General features: G+C 61.3%; 16 protein-coding genes. 6 read left to right on the forward strand and 10 right to left on the reverse strand.

From position 1 onward, the window contains the following. Positions 1–13 precede the first annotated feature (13 nt). On the forward strand, positions 14–1225 hold the full coding sequence (locus AC0L2U_RS20685; RefSeq protein ID WP_292632279.1) for a polysaccharide biosynthesis/export family protein: 1212 nt from the start codon (positions 14–16) through the stop codon (positions 1223–1225). Between the two features lie 114 nt (positions 1226–1339). After that, on the forward strand, positions 1340–2032 hold the full coding sequence (locus AC0L2U_RS20690; protein WP_164873900.1) for a N5-glutamine methyltransferase family protein: 693 nt from the start codon (positions 1340–1342) through the stop codon (positions 2030–2032). A gap of 58 nt (positions 2033–2090) precedes the next feature. Here AC0L2U_RS20690 and AC0L2U_RS20695 read toward each other — a convergent pair whose 3' ends face one another. The 10 genes from AC0L2U_RS20695 to AC0L2U_RS20740 all read right to left on the reverse strand — a co-directional run bounded on the left by AC0L2U_RS20695 (position 2091) and on the right by AC0L2U_RS20740 (position 15934). Further along, entirely contained in the window at positions 2091–2357 is a 267-nt protein-coding gene (locus AC0L2U_RS20695) for an acyl carrier protein (RefSeq protein ID WP_127398978.1), read from the reverse strand. A gap of 40 nt (positions 2358–2397) precedes the next feature. Beyond that, complete coding sequence (locus tag AC0L2U_RS20700) at positions 2398–3951, reverse strand: class I adenylate-forming enzyme family protein (protein WP_164873901.1); 1554 nt, start codon at positions 3949–3951, stop codon at positions 2398–2400. Beyond that, on the reverse strand, positions 3948–5969 hold the full coding sequence (asnB, locus tag AC0L2U_RS20705; RefSeq protein ID WP_473602583.1) for an asparagine synthase (glutamine-hydrolyzing): 2022 nt from the start codon (positions 5967–5969) through the stop codon (positions 3948–3950). The genes AC0L2U_RS20700 and asnB overlap by 4 nt, the downstream gene beginning before the upstream one ends. Positions 5970–5972: 3 nt before the next feature. After that, positions 5973–6956, reverse strand: a complete 984-nt coding sequence (gene nadE, locus AC0L2U_RS20710) for an NAD(+) synthase (RefSeq protein ID WP_281061695.1) — start codon at positions 6954–6956, stop codon at positions 5973–5975. Continuing rightward, a complete protein-coding gene (locus AC0L2U_RS20715; protein ID WP_473602585.1) occupies positions 6953–9688 on the reverse strand; it encodes an AMP-binding protein in 2736 nt (911 codons plus the stop codon). Before AC0L2U_RS20715 ends, nadE begins: the two co-directional genes overlap by 4 nt. A 1283-nt stretch (positions 9689–10971) precedes the next feature. Continuing rightward, positions 10972–11565, reverse strand: a complete 594-nt coding sequence (locus tag AC0L2U_RS20720; protein ID WP_013533129.1) for a DJ-1/PfpI family protein — start codon at positions 11563–11565, stop codon at positions 10972–10974. Positions 11566–11637: 72 nt separating this feature from the next. Continuing rightward, positions 11638–12588, reverse strand: coding sequence for a substrate-binding domain-containing protein (locus AC0L2U_RS20725; protein WP_023808960.1), 951 nt, complete (start codon positions 12586–12588; stop codon positions 11638–11640). 54 nt (positions 12589–12642) lie between these two features. After that, positions 12643–13641, reverse strand: coding sequence for an ABC transporter permease (locus tag AC0L2U_RS20730; protein ID WP_127395959.1), 999 nt, complete (start codon positions 13639–13641; stop codon positions 12643–12645). Beyond that, positions 13629–15221, reverse strand: a complete 1593-nt coding sequence (locus tag AC0L2U_RS20735; protein ID WP_473602586.1) for a sugar ABC transporter ATP-binding protein — start codon at positions 15219–15221, stop codon at positions 13629–13631. Before AC0L2U_RS20735 ends, AC0L2U_RS20730 begins: the two co-directional genes overlap by 13 nt. An 11-nt stretch (positions 15222–15232) precedes the next feature. Further along, complete coding sequence (locus tag AC0L2U_RS20740) at positions 15233–15934, reverse strand: GntR family transcriptional regulator (RefSeq protein WP_473602588.1); 702 nt, start codon at positions 15932–15934, stop codon at positions 15233–15235. Positions 15935–16109: 175 nt separating this feature from the next. Between AC0L2U_RS20740 and AC0L2U_RS20745 the strand changes: the two genes are divergently transcribed. From AC0L2U_RS20745 to AC0L2U_RS20760, 4 genes are all read left to right on the forward strand, one after another. Next, complete coding sequence (locus tag AC0L2U_RS20745) at positions 16110–17336, forward strand: iron-containing alcohol dehydrogenase (RefSeq protein WP_473602589.1); 1227 nt, start codon at positions 16110–16112, stop codon at positions 17334–17336. Positions 17337–17352: 16 nt separating this feature from the next. Further along, positions 17353–18834 carry an NAD-dependent succinate-semialdehyde dehydrogenase gene (locus AC0L2U_RS20750; RefSeq protein WP_473602590.1) on the forward strand — a complete coding sequence of 494 codons (1482 nt, stop codon included), beginning with the start codon at positions 17353–17355 and terminating at the stop codon, positions 18832–18834. A gap of 10 nt (positions 18835–18844) precedes the next feature. Then, positions 18845–19669, forward strand: a complete 825-nt coding sequence (locus AC0L2U_RS20755; RefSeq protein ID WP_292335778.1) for an alpha/beta hydrolase — start codon at positions 18845–18847, stop codon at positions 19667–19669. Between the two features lie 392 nt (positions 19670–20061). Beyond that, positions 20062–21015 carry an ABC transporter permease gene (locus AC0L2U_RS20760; protein ID WP_236383139.1) on the forward strand — a complete coding sequence of 318 codons (954 nt, stop codon included), beginning with the start codon at positions 20062–20064 and terminating at the stop codon, positions 21013–21015. The last annotated feature ends 10 nt before the right edge of the window (positions 21016–21025 follow it).

The following is a 21025-nucleotide window of genomic DNA, read 5'->3' on the forward strand; positions in this document are numbered from 1 at the left end:
CGGATGCCTGGCCTTGAGCAGCGCAACCGCGGCCGAAGCGCCGGCCGCCTACAAGCTCTCCCCCGGCGACACGGTGGAGATAGGAATTGCCTCCATAGCGGAACGAACGCAACGCGCGGTTGTCCAGATGGATGGCTCGATCGCGCTGCCCGAGTTCGGGATGGTCCCGGTTGGCGGGTTGACGCCGGCCGAATTGCAGACGCGCATGGAAGCGGTGCTGCCAACCAAGATCGTCCACCAGCGTCTGCCTGATGGACGGGAGCAAATGATCGTCATCAAGCCGAGCGACGTCACGGCCGTGATCGCGGAGTACCGGCCGATCTACGTGACTGGCGATGTGCTGACGCCAGGGCAGCAGGCTTACCGGCCACTCATGACAGTCCGGCAGGCGATTGCGGTCGCCGGCGGTTTCAGCCTTCTGCGGTCGCGGGCAAGCCAAAGCGGACCTGATCCCGTTGATCTGCGACGCGACTACGAGTCGATCTGGGGGGATTACATCAGGGACTACTTTCATGGCGCCCGCATCCGCGCCGAACTTCAGAACCAGGCAGAATTTGACATGCAGCCGCCGCAGGGCTCGCCCCTGTCGAATGTATTGATATCGGCGGTCGCGCAGGCGGAAGCGGAGGGTCTCAGAATTTCGCTGAACAATTTTCAACAGGAGCAAAGCTATCTCGACAAGACCGCCAAGGATGCCGAGGCTGAGGTCGAGGTTCTGCTCAAGCGCGAGCAGACGGAAGCGGCAGCGGTGAAACAGGATGAGGACGATCTGGCGCGGGTCACCAAATCGTTCGAATCGGGCAACCTGACCAACAGCAGGCTCGCCGATGTCAGACGTGCGGTGCTGATGTCGTCGAGCCGGGCGCTCGAGACCTCGGTCGAACTCATGAGAACGCGGCGCCAGCAGGAAGACTTCGTCAGGCAGCAGGAACGCAATGAAAATCAACGAAGGATCGGCCTTCTGAACGAGTTGAGGGACACCGACCTTCGCCTCGCCGAGACCACTGCAAGGCTCCACGCAGCCAGCCAGAAGCTTCAGCCATCAGGGGCGTCCGCTCTTCCACTGCCGGTCGCCGGCGAAACCTTCCAGGCGCGGATCACAATAACCGGTGGAGCCGGCGACGCGTCGAGAAGTCGACCGGTCGACCAGGACACTGAGGTCGCGCCTGGAGACACCATCGAGGTGAGGTTCAGCAGCGACCTGCAGAGCGCGGCGATCCAGTAGTTACGCGACGTGAACCGACCCGGGAACGACGGTGGCTGATGCCTCGCCTCACGGCATGAAGACCCGGGCGACCTGAGAAATCGGGCATGGGCAAATCAAGAAAGCGGGGTTGTCGTGATTGGTGAAATAGATGTCGCCAGCGCCTACATCACCGGCCGCATCGGCTTCATGGGGCTGAAGTTGGTTGTCGCGCCCGGCGTGCTCGTCCCTCGCCCGGAGACGGAATTGCTCGGCAGCACCGCCCTCAATGTGCTTCGTGAACTTAATCGGCCGGTCCCGCGTGTCGTGGACATGTGCTGCGGAGCGGGCAATCTCGCCTGCGCCATTGGATACAAGGTCCCCACCGCGCGCGTCTGGGCGAGCGATCTCACTGACAGCTGTGTCGAAACCACCTGCCGGAATGTCGCCCATCTTGGCCTGGCCGGACGCATTTCGGTGCTGCAGGGCGACCTGTTCAATTCCTTCTCGGGTCTAGAGCTCGAAGGCACGATCGATCTGGTCGTTTGCAACCCGCCTTACATCTCCGAGAAGCGGCTCGAAAACGACCGCGCGCATCTGATGGAACTTGAACCACGTGAGGCGTTCGCTGCTGGGCCTTACGGCCTGAGCATTCATATGCGGGTGATCAAGGAGGCGCGGCGCTATCTGCGGCAAGGTGGTATGCTGCTTTTCGAGGTTGGGCTTGGCCAGGACCGGCAAGTCATGAATTTGGTTGAGCGTTCCAAAGCCTACGAGAGCATTCGCACGGTTGCGAACAAAGCTGGTGAAGCCAGGGTGGTTTGTGCACGGGCCAAAGCGCCAGTATGAGCCGCGCCATGGGTTGCGCGCTCGGTTGGGAAGACGCCCTTAAACCGTAGCCCGGCGATCAGTTTTCCTTGCTGAGGACGTAACGTGCAATTCCCTGGATGGAATCGAAATTCTCAGGCAGAAGTTCATTGTCCTCGACAGTGATGCCGAATGTCTCCTCGACGAAGCCGATAACTTCAAGCACTCCAGTCGAGTCTATGATGCCCTGGTCGAGCAACGACGTTTCAACCTCCAGCGCACGCGGGTCGGCCACGTAGAAGTTTGACGCCAGAAAGGCGCGTATCTGATCGCTGTAGGTGTCAATTCTGTTGTTCGTGCTCAGCATTGAATTGGCCTCCGATCCAAATGATTTCCAGGTGTTCGCTTTATGAAAGCGCTATTTTCTTGAGCTTGCCCGTGTCCGTCATCGGTAGACTGGACACAATCTGGATGGACTTCGGAATCATGAAGTTTTCCAGCCGCTTCTGACATTCCATCCGCAGCTGCTTTTCGCCCATGATCGTTCCTTGCTCCATGACGACAAACGCTTTCACTGCTTGCCCTAGCAGGTCGTCGGGAACTCCAACGACCGCGGCTTCCCGTACTCCCGGGATTTCCATCAGCACGTTTTCGACTTCCCTGGGCGCCACCTTTTCTCCCCGCGATTTTATGATCTCATCGCTGCGGCCGACAAAATAGAGGTAGCCTTCCTCGTCCATTCGGCAGTAGTCGCCGGTGTACAGAACCTGCTCGCCGGGCGAAGGGCCAGGCTTGAGCTTCCTCGCGGTAGCCTCCGGCTTACCCCAGTAGCCCTTCATGACCGTTGCCCCGCGAATGACCAGCTGGCCGACGACATTGGGACCGACCCTTCGGTCATCCTCATCGACAATCCACATTTCGGTGTTCGGGATGGCGATCCCCACGCTCAACGGTTTTCGAGCAAGATCTTCCGGCGGAAGATAGGTGCAGCGTTTGCATTCGGTCAGGCCGTACATCGAATAGATGCGAGCATCGGCAAACAGTTCCTGGAGCAGGCGAATGTGCTTGAGCGGCAGTGCCGCGGCAGTGTTCGTGACATACCTTATGCTTGCAAAATCATCTGCCTTCAGCGTCTTGAGATCCGACAGCGCGGCAAAGATGGTTGGCACGCCGGGAAAGCCTGTAACTCTCTCCCTTTCGATGATCGCAAGTATCTGTGCGGGGAAGGCAAACGAGCGCTCGAGGACCAAGCGCGCCCCGGTACGGAATGCCATTATCATCTGATAGAGGCCGTAGTCGAAGGCCAGGGGCAAGACATTGAGGATCACATCGTCTTCGCCAAGTTCGAGGTACGAGGCAATCGACGTGCAGGCTGCCATCATGTTCCTGTGCGTCAGCATCACGCCTTTGGGTTCGCCGGTCGAGCCCGACGTGTAGATGATGGCTGCGAGATCGATATCGATGCGGCGGCGGGCCGGCGCTTTGCCGTGGCCGGCAGCCGCCTCATCCCAGCGCACGGCATGCGGCAATCCCCGGAGCTCGGCGACGTCCACCGGACCGGAGACGATGAGCCGCCGCAGCGACGGACAGTTACGCGCCGGTTCAGTAAAGATTGCCTGCAAATGTTTGTCGGTGATCAATGCTGCCGGCAGGCAATCGTTGAGCAAATACCCCAGCTTGTCGCTCTTGGTGAGCGGATTGACGATGCACACAACGGCGCTCGCCTTGAGAACCGCCCAGAAGCTGACCACGGTCTCGACGGTGTTGTCGGCGAAGATCATGACGCGGTCACCGGGGGCGACCCCGGACGTGACGAGATGATGGGCGACCGCGTTGGAACGTGTCTCAAGCTCATCATAGGCGAGCCGGTGCCCGCCGCACACCAGCGCCACCTTGTCGCCGAGCCGGCCGGCCGAATGGCTGAGGTAGTCGTGCAGCAGAGGGACGGCGCCATGCATCATACCAGCACCTCTTCCCTGTGCAGGCGATCGACATCTATCCTGAGGTCGACCGCACGCCCGCTTGATGGACGGCTTGCGACAAACTGCTGATGGAGGAGCTGCGTCGACAGCACGCCGACCAGCGCCATGTTGTCCGAGTTGGACAGATCGCCATCGCCGGTCTTGGCAGCGCATTTGTCCAGCAGGCGCGCGACCGAGTTCGGATCAAAGACATTCGCCGCGCGCAGGGCAGTCTCCGAGAGTGCTTCGCGGACATAGGCGGGTGCGCTATCGCCCATGAAGCAAAGTGCGTTGGGCGCCCGGTAGGGCTGCTTCTTGCGGGCCACGACTTCCGCGGGGACGATCGATTTCGCCACACGCTTCAGCACGTGTTTCTCATCCAGAATGCGCAGCTTGTAGTCGGCCGGTAGCGAATTCGCCAAGGCCACGAGCCTGTCGTCCAGGAACGGGAAGCGCCCCTCGACGGAGTGGGCCATCAGCATCCTGTCACCCTGAGAGGAGAGCAGGTAGCCCGACATCAGCGTCCTGATCTCAAGATACTGGTCCTGCGCGAGAGGACCCCATCGTAGAAACTCTTCGGGCAGACGGCAGAGCAGGTCCGCCACTGCGTCGTGGCGCGCCGCTTCGGCATGCATGTCGGCCGAGAACAGCCGTTTGATGGCGCTGGTGGTGCGCCAGCGGGTGTCATGCGCGAAGCCGGGCGCGCCAAATGCATGAAGACCGTGTCCGAAGAACTGGCGCGCCATCGCCTGCTGCTTGACCGGCGAGCGGCTCAGATAGGGGTAGAGGCGTTCCAGCAGTCGCGCGCGGCGGGCGGATGCGGGCTGCCGCCCCCAGAAGCGGCGGACCTTGCCTTCCCGGAACAGGTCGTAGCCGGCGAACATCTCGTCGGCCCCCTCGCCGGTCAGCACGACCTTGATACCATGTTCGCGCACCAGCCTAGAGAGAAGGAACAACGGCGCCGGCGCCGTCCTGAGAATCGGACGCTCGGCGTGACGGATCACATCCGGGAAGATGTCGGCGATGTCACCGCGCGAAACCACCACCTCGTGGTGCTCGCCGCCGCTCGCACCGGCAACCAGCCGCTGGTAACGGGTTTCATCATACTCGGCGTCAGCAAAACGCAACGAGAAAGTCTGGAGCGGCGCGCCGGCGAAGCGCCTCCCGAGCATGGCGACAAGTGAGCTGTCGAGCCCGCCGGAAAGGTAGCAGCCGACCGGCACATCCGCCTTGACCATTCTAAGCGCCGTCGCGGCCTGCAAGGCGCCGCGCACTTCGTCCACCGCATCCTCCAGCGAGCCCCTGAAGGTGCCATGGGCCAGGTCCTCGCTCTCGGGATAGCAAGGTTTCCAGAAAGCGTGCTCACGAACGCTGCCATTGTCGTAGATGCGGACGTGGCCGGGGGTAAGTTCCTGTATCCCCTGAAATACGCCTTGCGGCGGTACGACCGTCCACAGCGTGAAAGTCTGGTCGACCCCCGCCGGATCGAAGGCCCGCGGTATCGCCGGGTCGGCTGCGAAGATGGCCTTAACTTCGCTGGCGAAATGCAGGCGGCCAGCGTGTTCGCACAAATGCAGCGGGCAGATGCCGAACCGATCGCGCGACAGGACGAGGCGGCCTGTCAGCGAGTCCCAGATGGCGAGTGCCCATTGCCCGTTCAGCCGCTCGAACGCGCCCACACCCCAGGCGCGGTAGGCATGCACGACGACCTCCGTATCGCTGCGGGTGCGGAAACGATGTCCCAGGGCTATGAGCTGGTCACGCAGCTCGACGTAATTGAAGATCTCGCCGTTGAAGACGATCCAGGTGGTATTGCCTGTGTCGGCAAGAGGCTGCTGTCCGGTCGAGAGATCGATGACCGACAGGCGGGTATGCGCCAGCCCCGCTCGCCTGTCGCGGTAAAGGCCGCTCTCGTCCGGGCCTCGATGGGAGAGCGCGGCTGCCATTCGTAGAAGCGCGGCTCGTGAAGGAGGCTCCGCAGCCGCGTTCAGCGCCACAATTCCGGCGATGCCGCACATGGGTCAGTCCCTGTCCATCGCAGCGGGCAGCTGTGGCCGTGCGTGAAGATAGCGTGCAGCGCGGCGTTTGCTGACGATATCCTTATAGACCTTCTCGACTTGCGCGGCAGTGAGGCCGGCGGCAGCGGCAACCACGCCGGCCGAAATTCCGTGATTCATGCCGTAGAGGCACAAATCCATCAGCTGATAGGGCAAGGCGAAGTAGAACTCCTCCTGGGTTTGCGCCATGGAAAACGTGTCCGTGGTCGGCGGCCTTGTTCGCACCTCCTGGTCAATACCAAGATATTCCGCCAGATGGTAAACCTGGGTCTTGTAGAGATGGACGATAGGCATCACGTCGGCGACGCCGTCGCCCTGCTTGACGAAGAAGCCTTGGTCGTATTCGAGCCGGTTCGGCGTGCCTGCCACTGCATAGTTGAGGCGGTCCGCGTGATAATATTCAGTCATCTTGCGAACCCGCTGCTTGTAGTTGGTGGCAGCGACGATCTGCAGGTAAGCCGCCGGCGACAGACGCACGGTGTCGATCTTTCCGTGCGGATCCTCGACCGTAAGGCGCGTGATATTGAGGCCGCTGCTCTCCAGCACCGATGCCATGACCAGCTTGCATTTCCAGCCTTCGCCATATCCAGGGACGGCAGTTCGGATGGCCTCGATCTGTCGGGCGTAGGCGCCGATGCCTTCAAGCGCCGGCTCGATATCTTCAAGGATTGTGTCGATGCCAAGCTGCCCGGCGACGCTGCGGCCAAGCCTCAACGAGTCGCCTGACGAATGGCGCTCCGGCATGAACAGGCCGAGCACCTTGTCCTTCCCGAACGCCCGTGCGCACAGCGTTGCGACGACCGAACTGTCGATGCCTCCGGAGAGCCCGACGACCACTCCGCGACGCCGTTGTGTGCCGAGAACCTGTTCGCGCAAAGTCTCGACGATGCGATCGATCTCCAGCCGGGCATCGAGCGCCAGCACATCGCTGCTGAATTCCCCGATCAGGTCGATGACACTGCCTCCTGTTGGCGTGACTCGACTGAAGAGTAGGTCTCGGTCACAGCGTTTTCGATGAGCGGGCGATTGATGGTCAGATGGGGCTCCACGACCATGTCGATGTGAGTGCCGGCGATCGGAATGACGTCCAGATGGACGAATGCCCGGTCCCACCCGAGTGCAAGCGGCATTCCGGGCCGCGCGCAACGGAACAAGGTGCCGGTGATCGGCAGTATCGGCCTGGGTTCTGCCAGCCATTGGAAGAAGGCGCGCGCCCGCAGAACCTCCTGCAGTTCCAGTTTGGTTCTGAAGCTCGTCGGGTTGAACTGACCCTCGGCATAGCGGTCGAGGAAGCTGGCAAGCCGGGATTCGCAGTGCATTTTGACCGCGACCTTGGCAAGCGCGCGGCACGCCACCCGACTAGCCGATATACGATTGGTTCGGATCCGGTGAAATGTCCGGGTAATGGTCTCCCAACGCTTGCTGCGCTCGCCGACCAGACTGGTATCCAGAATGCCCGTGAACGCTACCGCTCGCCCTTGATCAAGCAGACGCGCGGCAACCTCAAAAGCGACCGCTCCTCCGAGCGAGTGGCCAAGCAGGCGAACACAGCCGGTAGGCTGCACGCGGTTGATATGATCGATTGCAGCTTCGACCATTGCGGCGACAGTGTTCTGACCTTGCAGGATCATGCCCAGGGCCGGATATCTGATGGGAGACACCCTGGCGACCTTGCTTATTGCCGATGCGAACGAAGCAAGGCTCGGACCATAGCCGACCGAACCGGGGAAAAGGAAAAGCAGCGGAGGCTCGTGTTTCCAGGCGGGCGCGTGCTCTCCGCCTCCTTGAGCGGAAATGACCGCTGCAACCATCTCATCGAAGCTCATTCCAACCGTGAAGGCTTCCAATCCGAGCTCCTGCCCGATCGCGCTTTCGATTTCCATCACGCAATGGAGCAGCTTAAGCGAATCTCCCCCCGCTTCATCCCAGCACCCCAGGGCGACCCGCGTCTTAAGGACCTTGGTCCAGGCACGCCGTACTATCTGATGAGCAGGAACTTCATTTCCCGCATGGGCGATTTGCGGTGGGGGCGTTGTTTCCCGAACCGAAAGGTCGATTGCAGCCAGCGTTGCCATATCGATCTTTCCGCTGGCCAGTCGCGGTATCTCGGCGCTTGCATGGAGCCGCAGCGGGCAAAGCGCCGGCGGCAATTTTGTCCTGGCAAGTTGGCGCAGCTCGTCGCAAAAACTGGCTCCCGCCCCGCCGTGCGGGACGGCGAACGCAACCAGTTCATTCGCCGGGGTGACGATAACCACGGCATCCTTCACCGACGGCGCGCCACGCAGAACCCGTTCGAGTTCGGCCGGCTCAACGCGCCGCCCATTGACCTTTATCTGGCGCCCTTTGCGACCGATGATCCGCAACAGGCCATCACTCCCAATTTGCACAAGATCGCCCGTCGCAAAGATACGAAGCGTCTGGTCGTCGGGATCTATTTCAAACGGAACGACTGCCCCATTTTCCCAATATCCGAGTGCGACATACGGGCTTCTGATCAACAGTTCTCCGATCTTGCCGGGCTGAACCGGGTAACCCTCTTCATCGACAATCGCGAAGCCGATTCCCGGAAGCAGCCAACCGACGGGAGCTGAGGAATCGAATTCCGGCCAATCGTGCGGCAAGAACCACTGCGATCCAGTCGTTTCCGTCGATGAATAGCCGATCTGCACCAGGCAAGTTGGCGGGACAGCCTTGCGCACCAGGCGGATGTCGGCCGAGGACACCTTCTCGCCTCCAATTCGGGCAACCCTGAGTGAACCAAAGGCGTCCGCGGGCTCATCCGCCAGGAGAGCGCGAAGCAATGCCGGCACCAGATAGGTGATCGTCACGCCTTCCGATTGCATGCGGCCGCGAACCGCGCGCAGGCCCACGGCTTCGACCTCCACAAGCTGCAACGTAGCACCCGTAAGAAGAGCGGCAAGGATTTCCCGACAACCGGCGATGGTTGCCGGGCCGGTCAGGGGCAGGAAAACATCCTGCGCATTGATGTGGCACGCGTCGACATATTGCTGCACCCGGCACAGCAAGTTCCGCTGGCTGTTGACAATTCCCTTGGGGCGGCCCGTGCTGCCGGAGGTATAAAGCACGATTGCCGGTGCATCGACAGAAACGGTACGGTGTCCAGCTGGACGAAGCGTTGCCTGCAACGATTGCGCTATCTCGATCCGGGCAACGTGCTGGGGCAGATCAAGGCCGTGGAGGCCTTTGTCGCCAATTATGGCGGAGAGCCTCGCGTCGGCGACGATTTCGTTGATGCGCGAGTCCGGATCTCGCACGTTAAGCGGCACCGACGGTCGACCGGATGCCATGCTGGCCAGCATGGCAACGGTGTACCAGACCGAGTTGGCCTGAAGTATTCCAACCGCATTTCCGTCGGGAACGACGGCTTCAATCCGGCTGGCCAAGGCCTCGACCGCCCGAAAAAGCTCGGAATAGGTCAGTCGGTTGGTGCCGTCGCTGGCGGCTAATTTCTCGGAATAACGCCCGGCGATTTCCCTCAGGTGATCAAAGACCGGAATATCGACGAAGCCAGTTCCCATCCGTTGATGCAGGCGTAGAACGGGCCCGCCCTCGTCAAGAGCATGATCGCGAACTTTTGACCATCGACAAGAGACCACCGCTTGGTAGTCAGCCTGCACCGTTTGAATCGCCCTCGAAGATTCTAAATGCGCCAGAGACATAAGGGCCCCACGCTAGGATTGTTGCCGCTTATCGCCCCGCGGCATGATCTTTTCATCAATCATTCGGATGATGCGCGAGGCGGTCTTGATCGCTTAAATCGTTCGAAGTTGAGCATGCCAGCCTGCGCTCGCTCGGCTGTGCTACCTTACCGAAGTGTCGGGCTGTGCGCTGCGGTCCGCTTCGCCAGTGCCTGAAACGAAGCAGTATGCGAATACTTCCCCTCCAAGCTCATCCGTGACACGAACCCAGTTGTTTTCCCATGTCCTCAGGGTAACCTGGCGTCCTGTTGATATAGTCGCCGCCGTGAACGGGCTGGACGCATTGACATTACTCGCCGCAACCACGTCGTCCCCTTCCATTTGCTCTACCAGGTATGTTTGCATCACTGCTCCTGACTGCAGGGCATGGCCGGTTCAATTGCGTGTAGCTGGAGGCATGACCTTCCAACCGCAGGGAACGGATTTCGTTCCATGCAACAGGCAACCCTGCCGCCGGCAGTCAGCGTTCAGTCGCCCCGCCGCCCCCGGGCAGGACCATGGCCTAGCCGCTGAATGACTTGGTCAGGACTGAGCTATGCTTTGGCGAAGGTGGAGCCTCGCGCTGCGCCGCATGCTTCTGGAACAGTGCAATCTTGTCGGGATAAGTAATCCGGATTTCGCTGTGACACCCCTCGCAGCGATATTTGGATGCAACCTGAAACCAGCGCCCGGGTTTCAGCAAAGCCAATCCGCAACGCGGGCATTTGAACGTCATTTCAAGAGGGCATAGATTCTGACACAGCGGCATTTCGCAACTTCCATAAGAGATATCTAATGTTAGGCAACGGCAGCCGGCCGGAATCGTTCCTAGACGCCGTTCTTTTCGTCAGGCCGATGACCAACCCGGACGCCGGGAGACCATTTGCCCGCGATGCCAGCTTGACTGACGCAGGCCTGAACTCAGGCGCATCCCGCTTTCATGGTGACGTCGCGCCTGAGCGCCGATCGAACGGTTGTCAGAAGGTTTTGTGGGAACTTGTTCACCGGACCTCGGCACCGAGCGTGATCGCTTGGGGCGACGACGGGCCGCACGGTCGACGACACGACCTCTAATCCGGACGCCGAAACAGCGCCGCGCGCCAGCACAAGAAGGACGAAAGCAGCGCAACCAGGCGGCACTCCTTGAGCATCTCGCCTATACCGGTGCGCTCGACAGCCGCGATCCCGACCGAATTGATATGGATATGGAGGCGCTATTGAAGAGAACCGACGCATCCCTTGGGGAATGCGTCGGTTCCAGAAGCTTACGCGTGGCGGATTTCCGTTCCCAGCACCTTCAAACATTCGCGGATGAACGCAGCAAGCGCCGTCCAGCCTTTGGCAGAAACCATTGTCCCGTCCACATAGGCCTCGGTCGGCGACAGGTCGATATAGGTGCCACCCGCCAGTGTCACTTCAGGCTCGCAGGCGCCGAGTGCTGCGACCTTCTTGCCACGCACCACGCCGTCGACAGCGATCAGGATCTGCACACCGTGGCAGATGGTGAAGATCGGCTTCTTGGCCTCGTGGAAATGGCGCACGATCGCCTGCACGCGCTTGTCGGTGCGGATGTATTCCGGGCCGCGGCCGCCCGCGCAGTAGACGGCATGATATTGATCGAGCTGCCTCTCAGCTTCCGAGAAAGTCTTGTTGATCAGCGCATAGTGGCCGAGCTTTTCGGTGTAGGTCTGGTCGCCCTCGAAGTCGTGCAGCGAGGTCTTGATCAGATCTCCGGCGTTCTTGTCCGGGCATACCACGTGGATGGTGTGGCCGACGGCTTCCATGGCTTGCTGATAGACAAAGATTTCGTATTCTTCGGTGAACTCACCGGTCAGCATCAGTATCTTTTTGCCTGGCATGGCTCTTCCTCTCAGTGTTTGAGCTAGGCGAGGCGCAGACCGCGCCCTGCCTTTCGGTGAAATCGGATAGGGTTAGAATGGCGAGTCAGGGAAATAGTATTCCTTGGCGTTGGCTTGGGTGATCAACGGCGCGTCGAGCTTGACGGTGCCACGGACGGGTGCCTGGCCGATCAGGTTGGCGACGGTCATGTAGATCGCGGTCTTGATCATCGACGGCGGATATGGCGTCTCGACCGGCGTCATGGCGTCGCCGTCGATCACCTTCTTGACGATGTCCTTCATGCCGTTGCCACCGAGCGCCAGCTTGATATCGGTCCGGCCCGATTGCTTGACCGCTTCGAGCACGCCAAGCAGCATGTCGTCGTCATTGGCCCAGACCGCATCGATATGCGGGTACTTGGCCAAATAGTCCTGCATCAGCTTGAAGGCCTCGTCGCTGTTCCAATGCGCGTATTGGATGTCGAGGACTTTCAGGTTCGTACCCTTGATCGTGTCCTGGAAGCCCTTGATGCGCTCGTCGTCGATGACGGTCGGAATGCCGCGCAGCACAACGACGTCGCCCTTGCCGCCGAGCTTGTCGATCATGAACTTGGCTGTGTTGGTGCCAACCGCGATATTGTCGCCGGCGAGGTAAAGATCCTGGACGGAGGCGTCAGTCAGACCGCGATCGACGACGGTGATGAACGTGCCCATGTCCTTGATAGCCTTGACCGGCTGAGTCAGTTCTTCCGAGCTGTAAGGCAGGATCACCAAAGCGTCCAGCTTGCGGCTGGCCGACAGGTCCTCAAGCGCGCTGACCTGCTCCGCCGCGGACGGCGACGTCTTCACGACCACCTCGACGTTCGGGAACGCAGCATTGATTTCCTTGGCCGCCGCTTGTGCGTGATAGACGATGCCCGCCGTCCAACCGTGGTCGGCTGCCGGTATCGACACCGCGATGACCTTCTTGTCTTGCGCCATGGCCTGGCCGGCCAGCAGCAGCGCGCCAAGTGTCGCCGCCGCAATCCATTTTCTACTGAACATTGTCTTCTCCCTTGGACCTACAAGAACGTTGATCCGCGTGGTCCGGACGCGGCGCTATTTCGAATTCGAAAACCGCTGGATGAGCATGGCGATGATGATGATGACGCCCTGAACAGCGGCGACGAGGTATTCGGAGACGAAGTCCGACAGCACCATGAGGTTGGCGATGAGCTCCAGGATGACGGCGCCGGCGACTGTTCCCCACACATGGCCCTTGCCGCCGCGCAGCGCGGTGCCGCCAATCACCACTGCGGTGATGACCTGCAGTTCCCAAAGCTGTCCGGTCGTCGGCGTTGCGGCGCCCAGGCGCGGCACGTAGCAGATCGCGGCAATGGCCACGCAGACACCCTGGACGATATAGGCGACGGTCCGTGTCCTGATCACCGAGATGCCGGAATAACGGGCGACATCCTCATTGGCGCCGACCGCCGCGCATTTGCGGCCGTATTTCATCTTGTACAGGATGAAGGATGCGACCGCGGCGACGGCGATGGATATGAGGATTGGAACCGGGATGCCGGCAACCGTGCCGAAATAGACAGGCCGGTAGGCCTCGCGCAGCGATCGGTCGATCGGTATCGTGCCGCCGTCGGTCAGATAGGTTATCAGCGCCCGGAAAATCCCCATCGTGCCCAGCGTGGCGATAAACGGTTCGATCCTGCCGACCGTGACGATGAGGCCGTTGGCAAGCCCGCACAGCAGGCCGACCAGGATCGCCACCGCCATGCCGGCGGGAATAGCCCAGATACCGGCATGCGGCGCCACCGTGTTCATGAACATGATGGTGATGCCGGTGATGAAGGCGGCCATCGAGCCGACGGAAAGATCGAGCCCGCCGGACGAGATCACAAATGTCGCGCCGACCGCGATAATGGCGATGAAGGCGCTGCGAGTGATGACGTTGGCGAGGTTGGTGGCGGACAGGAAATCGTGGTTGATGAGGTAACCCACGACCAGGAGGGCCGCCAGCGCAAGGAAGGGTCCGATGTCGGTCCAACTGACATTGAGATCCAGGGCGCGACGCCTGGGTGCGGATTCGGTCATGACAGCCATTCTGTGCCTCCCTTGGCTTTTGGCCCTGGCTTGGGGCCACTGGTCGCCAGTACCGCCACGTTGCTTTCGGTCATTTCGGCGCCGCTGACCTCGCCGGTGATGCGGCCTTCGCGCATCACCAGGATGCGGTCGCAGATGCCGATCAATTCCTGCATCTCCGAAGAGATGACGATGCAGGCCTTGCCCTTCGCCACAAGCTCCTGGATGAAGGCATAGATCTGCGCCTTGTTGGCGATGTCGATGCCACGCGTGGGCTCGTCGATAATGACCACCGAAGGATCGGTCAGCAGCACCTTCGCCAGCAGCAGCTTCTGCTGATTGCCCCCGGAAAGCTGGCCCGCTTTGGCGCCGAGGCTCTTCAGCCTGATGTCATATGCCTCCACGGCCTGTTCCAGGGCCTTCGCTTCACTGCGCCGACCCATCGAGAGGCCGGGATGGAACACACCGAGCGCCGACAGCGTCAGGTTAGGCGCCAGGCGCTCCTGCAGCAGCAGTCCCTTGCCCTTGCGATCCTCGGTCAGGTAACCGACGCCGGCGTCGATCGCCGCGCGCGGCGATTGGAAATGGATCGACTTGCCCTCAAGTTCGACCTTGGCGGCCGCCGGGCGCAGGCCGATAATGCCCTCGAAGAGTTCGGTTCGGCCAGCGCCGACCATGCCGGCGAACCCGAGGATCTCGCCTTTGTGGACCGTGAACGACACGTCCTCCGCATAGCCGGGAACGGAGGCGTTCCTCACGCTCAGCATCGGTACATCCGAAGGCGCTGCGGTCCTTTCAGGATAGAGTGCGGCCAGTTCGCGACCGACCATCAGCCGCGCCATATCCATCTGGCTCAGCGTCTTGCCGGGATAGGTGCCGACCATCTTGCCGTCGCGCAGAACGGTCACCTTGTCGGCCACCCGTTGCACCTCGTCCAACCGGTGGCTGATATACAGCACGGCGGTGCCGTGAGCCTTCAGTCGCAGGACGATCTCCAGCAGGCGCTCGACCTCGCCACCGGTCAGAACGGCGGTCGGCTCGTCGAAGATAACCAATTTATAGTCGTCAAGCAGAGCACGAGCGATCTGCACCATCTGCCGGTCTGCCAGCGAGACGTCGCGCACCAGTGCCCTCGGCGAGACCACGCAACCGATCTGCGCCAGTTTCTCGGCCGCCAGCCGGCGCATGGTGCGGTCATCCACGACCAGGCCACGCGAAAGCTCTCGCCCGAGAAACAGATTGTCGGTGACCGTGAGCCCCTCTGCGAGCAGGATCTCCTGATGAACCAAGGCAATACCGGCATCCTGTGCCTGGCTGGGCTTGGCAAATTTCACCGCATGTCCGCTCATCGACAATGTGCCGTGGCTTGGCTCGACATAGCCGGACAGCAGTCGCATCAACGTCGACTTGCCGGCACCGTTCTCGCCAATGATGGCGTGGATCTCACCGGGCAGGACGTCTAGGGTGACGTCCGACAACACCGTCACCGGGCCGTATTGCTTGGACAATTGCTGGGCGCGCAGCACCGGTTCGAGCGAACCATGCGCATTGCTGGACAACGTGCTCCCGCCCTCCCCGGCGATATTCGCGGCAATGGACATCCGTTTCGACCTCAATCGAATGCCGGGAGCAGGCGATCGCGCGAGTGCTCTATATGGATGCGCATCGCCTTTGCGGCGGCATCGGGATCGGCAGAGCCGAACGCGGCAAGGATCGCCTCGTGTTCGTCAAGTGCCTCTTCGGTCACACGTGCATGAAACATCAGGCGGAAGATGTGGAAGTGCGTGTGCTGGTGGCTCAACGTCTCGCGGATGAGTTCGTTTTGAGAAAACTCCAAGATCTTGTCGTGGAAGATCGCATCCTGCCTGGCGAAGTTCGAATAGCGTACGCGATCATCCTTGCCTTCGCGGCGTGACATCACGCCGGCGGCTTCGAGCAACACATTGAACTTGGCCTCGTCCATCATTGCGGCGGCCTTCGCGGCGCCATGCGGTTCGAGCAGCAGACGCATCTCGTACAATTCGTCGAAACGGCGCCGGGTGATCTGGGGTGCGGCACGATAACCGATCAAATGCGTCTTGAGCACGAGGCCTTCGCCTTCGAGCCGGCCAAGGGCTTCGCGGATCGGCGTGTGCGAGACGTTGAATTCCTTGACCAGGCTATCGACTGTAATACGTGAGCCCGGCGTGATCTTCAGCGCCATCAACTGCGCGAAGATGGCTTCATAGACATCTTCGACGAGACTGTTGGCGCGCTGGATGCGACCAGCTCCAATGGTGGCGTCGCTTGGGTCGGGTAAGTTTGCGGTCTGCATATTTTGCCTCTTGACAGTGAGGACTGCTAACACGATGGTTCCGTCGATGCAATCCTATATCCTATACGATTTTAAAGCGGATATGTTTTAGGGCGAGAGACACACTCTTAGACCGTCCGATCCAAGCCCAGTTCAATGCCTCCGTTTCCAGTCAGCCGCCGTCAAAGGACCGATCATGACCCTCTTCGCCGCCCTGCGGTTGCCGCGTGAAATCCTGTTCGGGAAGGGGCAGCGCCATGTGTTGCCGACGGTCGCCGCCCGGTTCGGCCGACGCGCGCTGGTCTGCACCGATGAGCGTTTCGCGGGCACAGCGGTATTCGCCGACATCATCAAGTCCCTTCAGTCAGCCTCGATCGAAGTCCTCGTGCATGACCGCGTTCTGCCCGACGTGCCACGCGACACGGTCGGCATCTGTGTCGAGGAAGCGAAGGGGTTCAGGCCGGACATGGTGATCGGAGTCGGCGGCGGCAGCTGTCTCGATTTCGCCAAATGCACCACGCTGCTTCTCAGCCATGGCGGCAAGCTCCAGGACTATTACGGGGAGTTCAAGGTGCCGGGTCCGACACTGCCGCTGATCGCCGTGCCTACCACGGCCGGCACCGGCTCCGAGGTGACGCCGGTCGCGGTGATTTCCGACCCGGACCGGACGCTCAAGGTCGGCATATCGAGCCCTCACCTTATCGCCGCAGTCGCTCTGTGCGATCCCGAACTGACTATGACCTGCCCCCCTGGCCTGACCGCGATCGCCGGCGCTGACGCGCTGACCCATGCGATCGAGGCCTTCACCGCCATGCGGCGCGGTGAAGACCCCAATCTGCCGCAACAGCATGTCTTCATCGGCAAGACTGCGCTGACCGACCATTTCGCGTTGCTCGCGATAAAACTGCTTGGCAGGAGCCTGGAGAAAGCCTGCAGCGACGGCACCGATGCCGACGCGCGCGCCGATGTCATGATGGGCGCTCTGGCGGCGGGCTGCGCGTTCGGCACCGCCGGCACGGCGGCGGCACATGCCGTGCAATATCCGGCAGGCGCCCTCACCCACACCGCCCATGGTTTGGGCGTAGCGACAATGATGCCTTACGTGATGACCTATAACAGCCGCGTCGCCGCTCACGAGATGGCAGAGATCGGCGCGGCACTTGGCTTGGAGACCAAGGCCAGAACCGCCGCCGAGATGGCAGCCGCCACAATCGAGGAGATCAGGCGATTGTTCGCGGCGATCGGCATTACGCCGACACTGGCGGATTTAGGCCTCCCCGCCGATAAGCTTGACTGGACCGCCGAGCAAGCGCTCGGCATCGACCGCCTGATCAAGAACAATCCGCGTGCCTTCGATCTCGGCACGATGCGACGCCTCGTCCAGGCTGCCCATGACGGCGACCTCGCCGCCTGCGTTATGTGAAAAACGGAACAAAGCGATGAATTTGAAGGCTCAGCAACTCGACCAGGATGGCTATGACGTGCGCGGTTTTTCGCACGGACTTTACATCGACGGCACTTGGCGGCCGTCCTTCGACGGTCGGCTCATCGATGTCGTCGATCCCTCCTCCGGGGCGGTGATCGCGGCAGTTCCCGATGCGACGGTCGAGGACGCCACCGCCGCCGTCGCGGCCGCGGCCAAAGCAGCTAAGGGATGGCGGGAAACTGCGCCGCGCAAACGCTCGGAAATCCTTCGGCGCTGTTTTGAGCTCATGGTCGAACGCTCCGAAACGCTTGCCATGCTGATCTCCCTGGAGAATGGCAAGGCGCTGCGCGACGCGCGCGGCGAAGTGGCGTACGCCGCCGAGTTCTTCCGTTGGAATGCTGAGGAAGCGGTCCGCATCACCGGTGAGTTCGGCACCGCGCCCTCCGGCAGCAATCGCATCGTGGTCGATTATGAGCCGATCGGAATTTGCGTGCTGATCACACCGTGGAATTTTCCGGCCGCTATGGCGACCCGCAAGATCGCGCCGGCGCTGGCGGCGGGCTGCACTGTCGTCTTGAAGCCGGCAAGTGAAACACCGCTGACGGCCTATGCGCTGGCGGCACTCTACAGCGAAGCCGGCGTGCCTGCCGGTGTCGTCAACGTGCTGACCACGACCAGTCCCGGGCCGCTGACTTCGGCCATGCTCGCCGATCCGCGCGTCAGGAAGCTGTCCTTCACGGGGTCGACGGGTGTCGGCAGAACCTTGCTCGGCGAGGCCTCAAAGCATGTCATTTCCTGTTCGATGGAACTCGGCGGCAATGCCCCGTTTGTCGTCTTCGACGATGCCGATCTCGACGCCGCCCTCGACGGCGCAATGATCGCCAAGATGCGCAACGCCGGCGAAGCCTGCACCGCCGCCAATCGCCTTTATGTACAATCGGGAATTTGTGATGCTTTTGCCGACGGGCTCCGCAAGCGCATGGCGGCACTTAAGGTGGGAGCGGGACCGAATGCAGATACAGAATGCGGGCCGATGATCACCAGAAAGGCTGTCGACAAGATCGACCGCCTGGTCAAGGACGCCGTGGGCCGGGGGGCCAAGGTGCTTTGCGGCGGGTCAATTTCGGAGGAAGAAGGATTCTTCTATCCGCCCACAGTGCTGTCCGATGTGCCGCCCGATGCGGAGATGGCGCACGAGGAGATTTTCGGCCCGGTGGCACCCATCACACGCTTCGACACCGAGGCCGAGGCGATCGCACATGCTAACAACACGGAGTATGGCCTGGCCGCTTATATATACACACGCGATATTGGACGCGGCATGCGGGTGGCGTCGGGGATCGAGGCCGGCATGATCGGTCTCAACCGAGGACTGATGTCGGATCCGGCCGCACCATTCGGAGGCGTCAAGCAGAGTGGCCTTGGCCGCGAAGGCGGCCAGCACCACGGCATCGCCGAGTTCATGGAGGCTAAATATATTGCCGTCACCTTCTGAACCGGCAGTCATGTCAAAGGACCCTTTCCGCACCCGCGACCATGTGGCCGACTTTGACGATATCGTGGCCGACATAGTAAGCCGCAGCGCCGAAACCCGGGCGACCCTGCCGATGTCGGCTGATATCGCCTATGGCGAGGGCAAGGCCGAAAGGTTGGACCTCTTCTTTCCGCCCGGCGCGCGCAGGGATCTTCCCGTGCACATCTTCATCCATGGCGGCTACTGGCGCATGTTCTCCAGGAGCGACTATTCTTATGTAGCGAACACAGTCACCAAAGCTGGGGCGATCGCGGTCATCGTCGACTATGCGCTGATGCCCGAATTCAGGATGGCGGCAATCGTCGCCCAGGTCCGGCGCGCCAAACAATGGGTGCTGGACAATATAGCCGCTCATGGCGGTGACCCTGCCCGGCTAAGCGTAAGTGGTCATTCGGCGGGCGCACACCTGGCCACATTCCTGTTCGAAAAGACGCCAATGCCATCGCGCATACGTGCGGCGCTGCTGCTAGGCGGCCTTTACGACCTCAAGCCCCTTCAGACGTCCTTCCTCCAGCCGCTAATCGGAATCACCGATGAGGAGGCAGCTGCCTTCACCCCAATGACGCGGTGGCATGACCCGGAGACGGCAGCGACCATTCTCGTCGGAGATCAGGAAACGTCACCTTTTCACCAGCAGGCCGCCGACTTCGGAAAGCGCTTGCGCGCGCAGGGGCACCTTGTCTGCGACCTCCGCCTGAATGACCGAAACCACATGAACAGCGTGCGTGATCTGGGCATCAGCGGCACACAATCTGGCGATTGCCTGATGGCGATGATCGAGGGAAACTGCCTATAGGACGGAACCTGGGGAAGCAGAGCCGCTTGACTGCCGGGCCAGACACTCCCGTCACTCAAGAAAGTACCGTCACGGGATCGCGGCACGCTACCGGCATCGGGCTGAGCTTTGCGGCAGGTGAAATCCGGCAGAGGACACAACCGACGATTCCTCATCCTCTTTCTCCACACTGACGAACTGCACAGCGCATCAGAAAATCGAAATTGCCCCTGCCGCCCTGAGTCGCGATGGTCTTAACGCAAGCAGCCGGCTTAGGGCTGTGGAGGAAACGTCGTCGCGGCAAAGCCCTGGGGCAAGGCCGCTTTGGCACGCCGCTGGTTCAAACCGGCAGCGAGGGAGGAACTGACTTGGCTGGTTCGGGCAAATCCGACACCGCGCGCTTGGGCATCAAAATGTCCCAGGAACTCGTCGTCGGCGCGATCTCGGCCGTCCTGTTCCTGGTGTTCTCGGCGACGCTCAACAATTTCCTGAGCCAAGGCAACATCCTTGCCATTCTCAAGAATGTCTCGATCCTCGGCACGCTGGCCGTCGGCATGGGGTTCATCGTCGTCGGGCGCGGCATCGACCTGACCATGGTGGCGGTGATGGTGGTCGGCGTCGCCTTCAGCATTTGGATCTCCACCTGGGGCGTCGACTTCACGCTGGCCATCATGTGCGGCGCCATCCTGGTCGCGGTCATCGGCCTGTTCACCGGCGTCATGGTGGCAGTGGCCGAAATTCCGCCGATCTTCGCCACCCTTGCCATCGCATCCTCGGTCTACGGCTCTGGCCGCATCGTCTTTGCGTCCGACGTGCTCTATGCCCCCTCCGATATTGGCTGGCTGAAATTCGTCGGCAACGGAACCATCCTCGGCATCCCGATGTCGGTGATCATCTTCGCGGCGGTGGCCGCGCTCATGGGCTTCTTCCTGAGGAAGACCCGCTTCGGCCGGCTGGTCTATGCCACTGGCGACAACCCGAACGCGGCCCGCACCACCGGGCTACCGACGCGCCCGATCATCGTGACGCAATATGTCATCAGCGCCCTCATTGCCTATACCGCCGGCATCATCATGCTGGGACTGGTCACCGGCATCGACACGCGCCTCTACAATTCCAGCCTGATCTACGACGTGCTGCTGGTGGTCGTGCTGGGCGGCATCGGCCTCTCCGGTGGCCAGGGCGGCGTACGCAACGTCATCGTCGGCACCATCCTGGTCGGCATCCTGACCAACGGGATGACGATCCTGAACTTCAGCTACACCAGCCAGAACCTGATCAAGAGCGTGATCCTGCTGGGCGCGCTGGCGATCGACGCCATCATCAATCCGCGCGACGAGCAGACCTCGCAAAGCGGCGACATCTGAAACAAGAACC

It is taken from the genome of Mesorhizobium sp. WSM4808 (genome assembly GCF_055811675.1).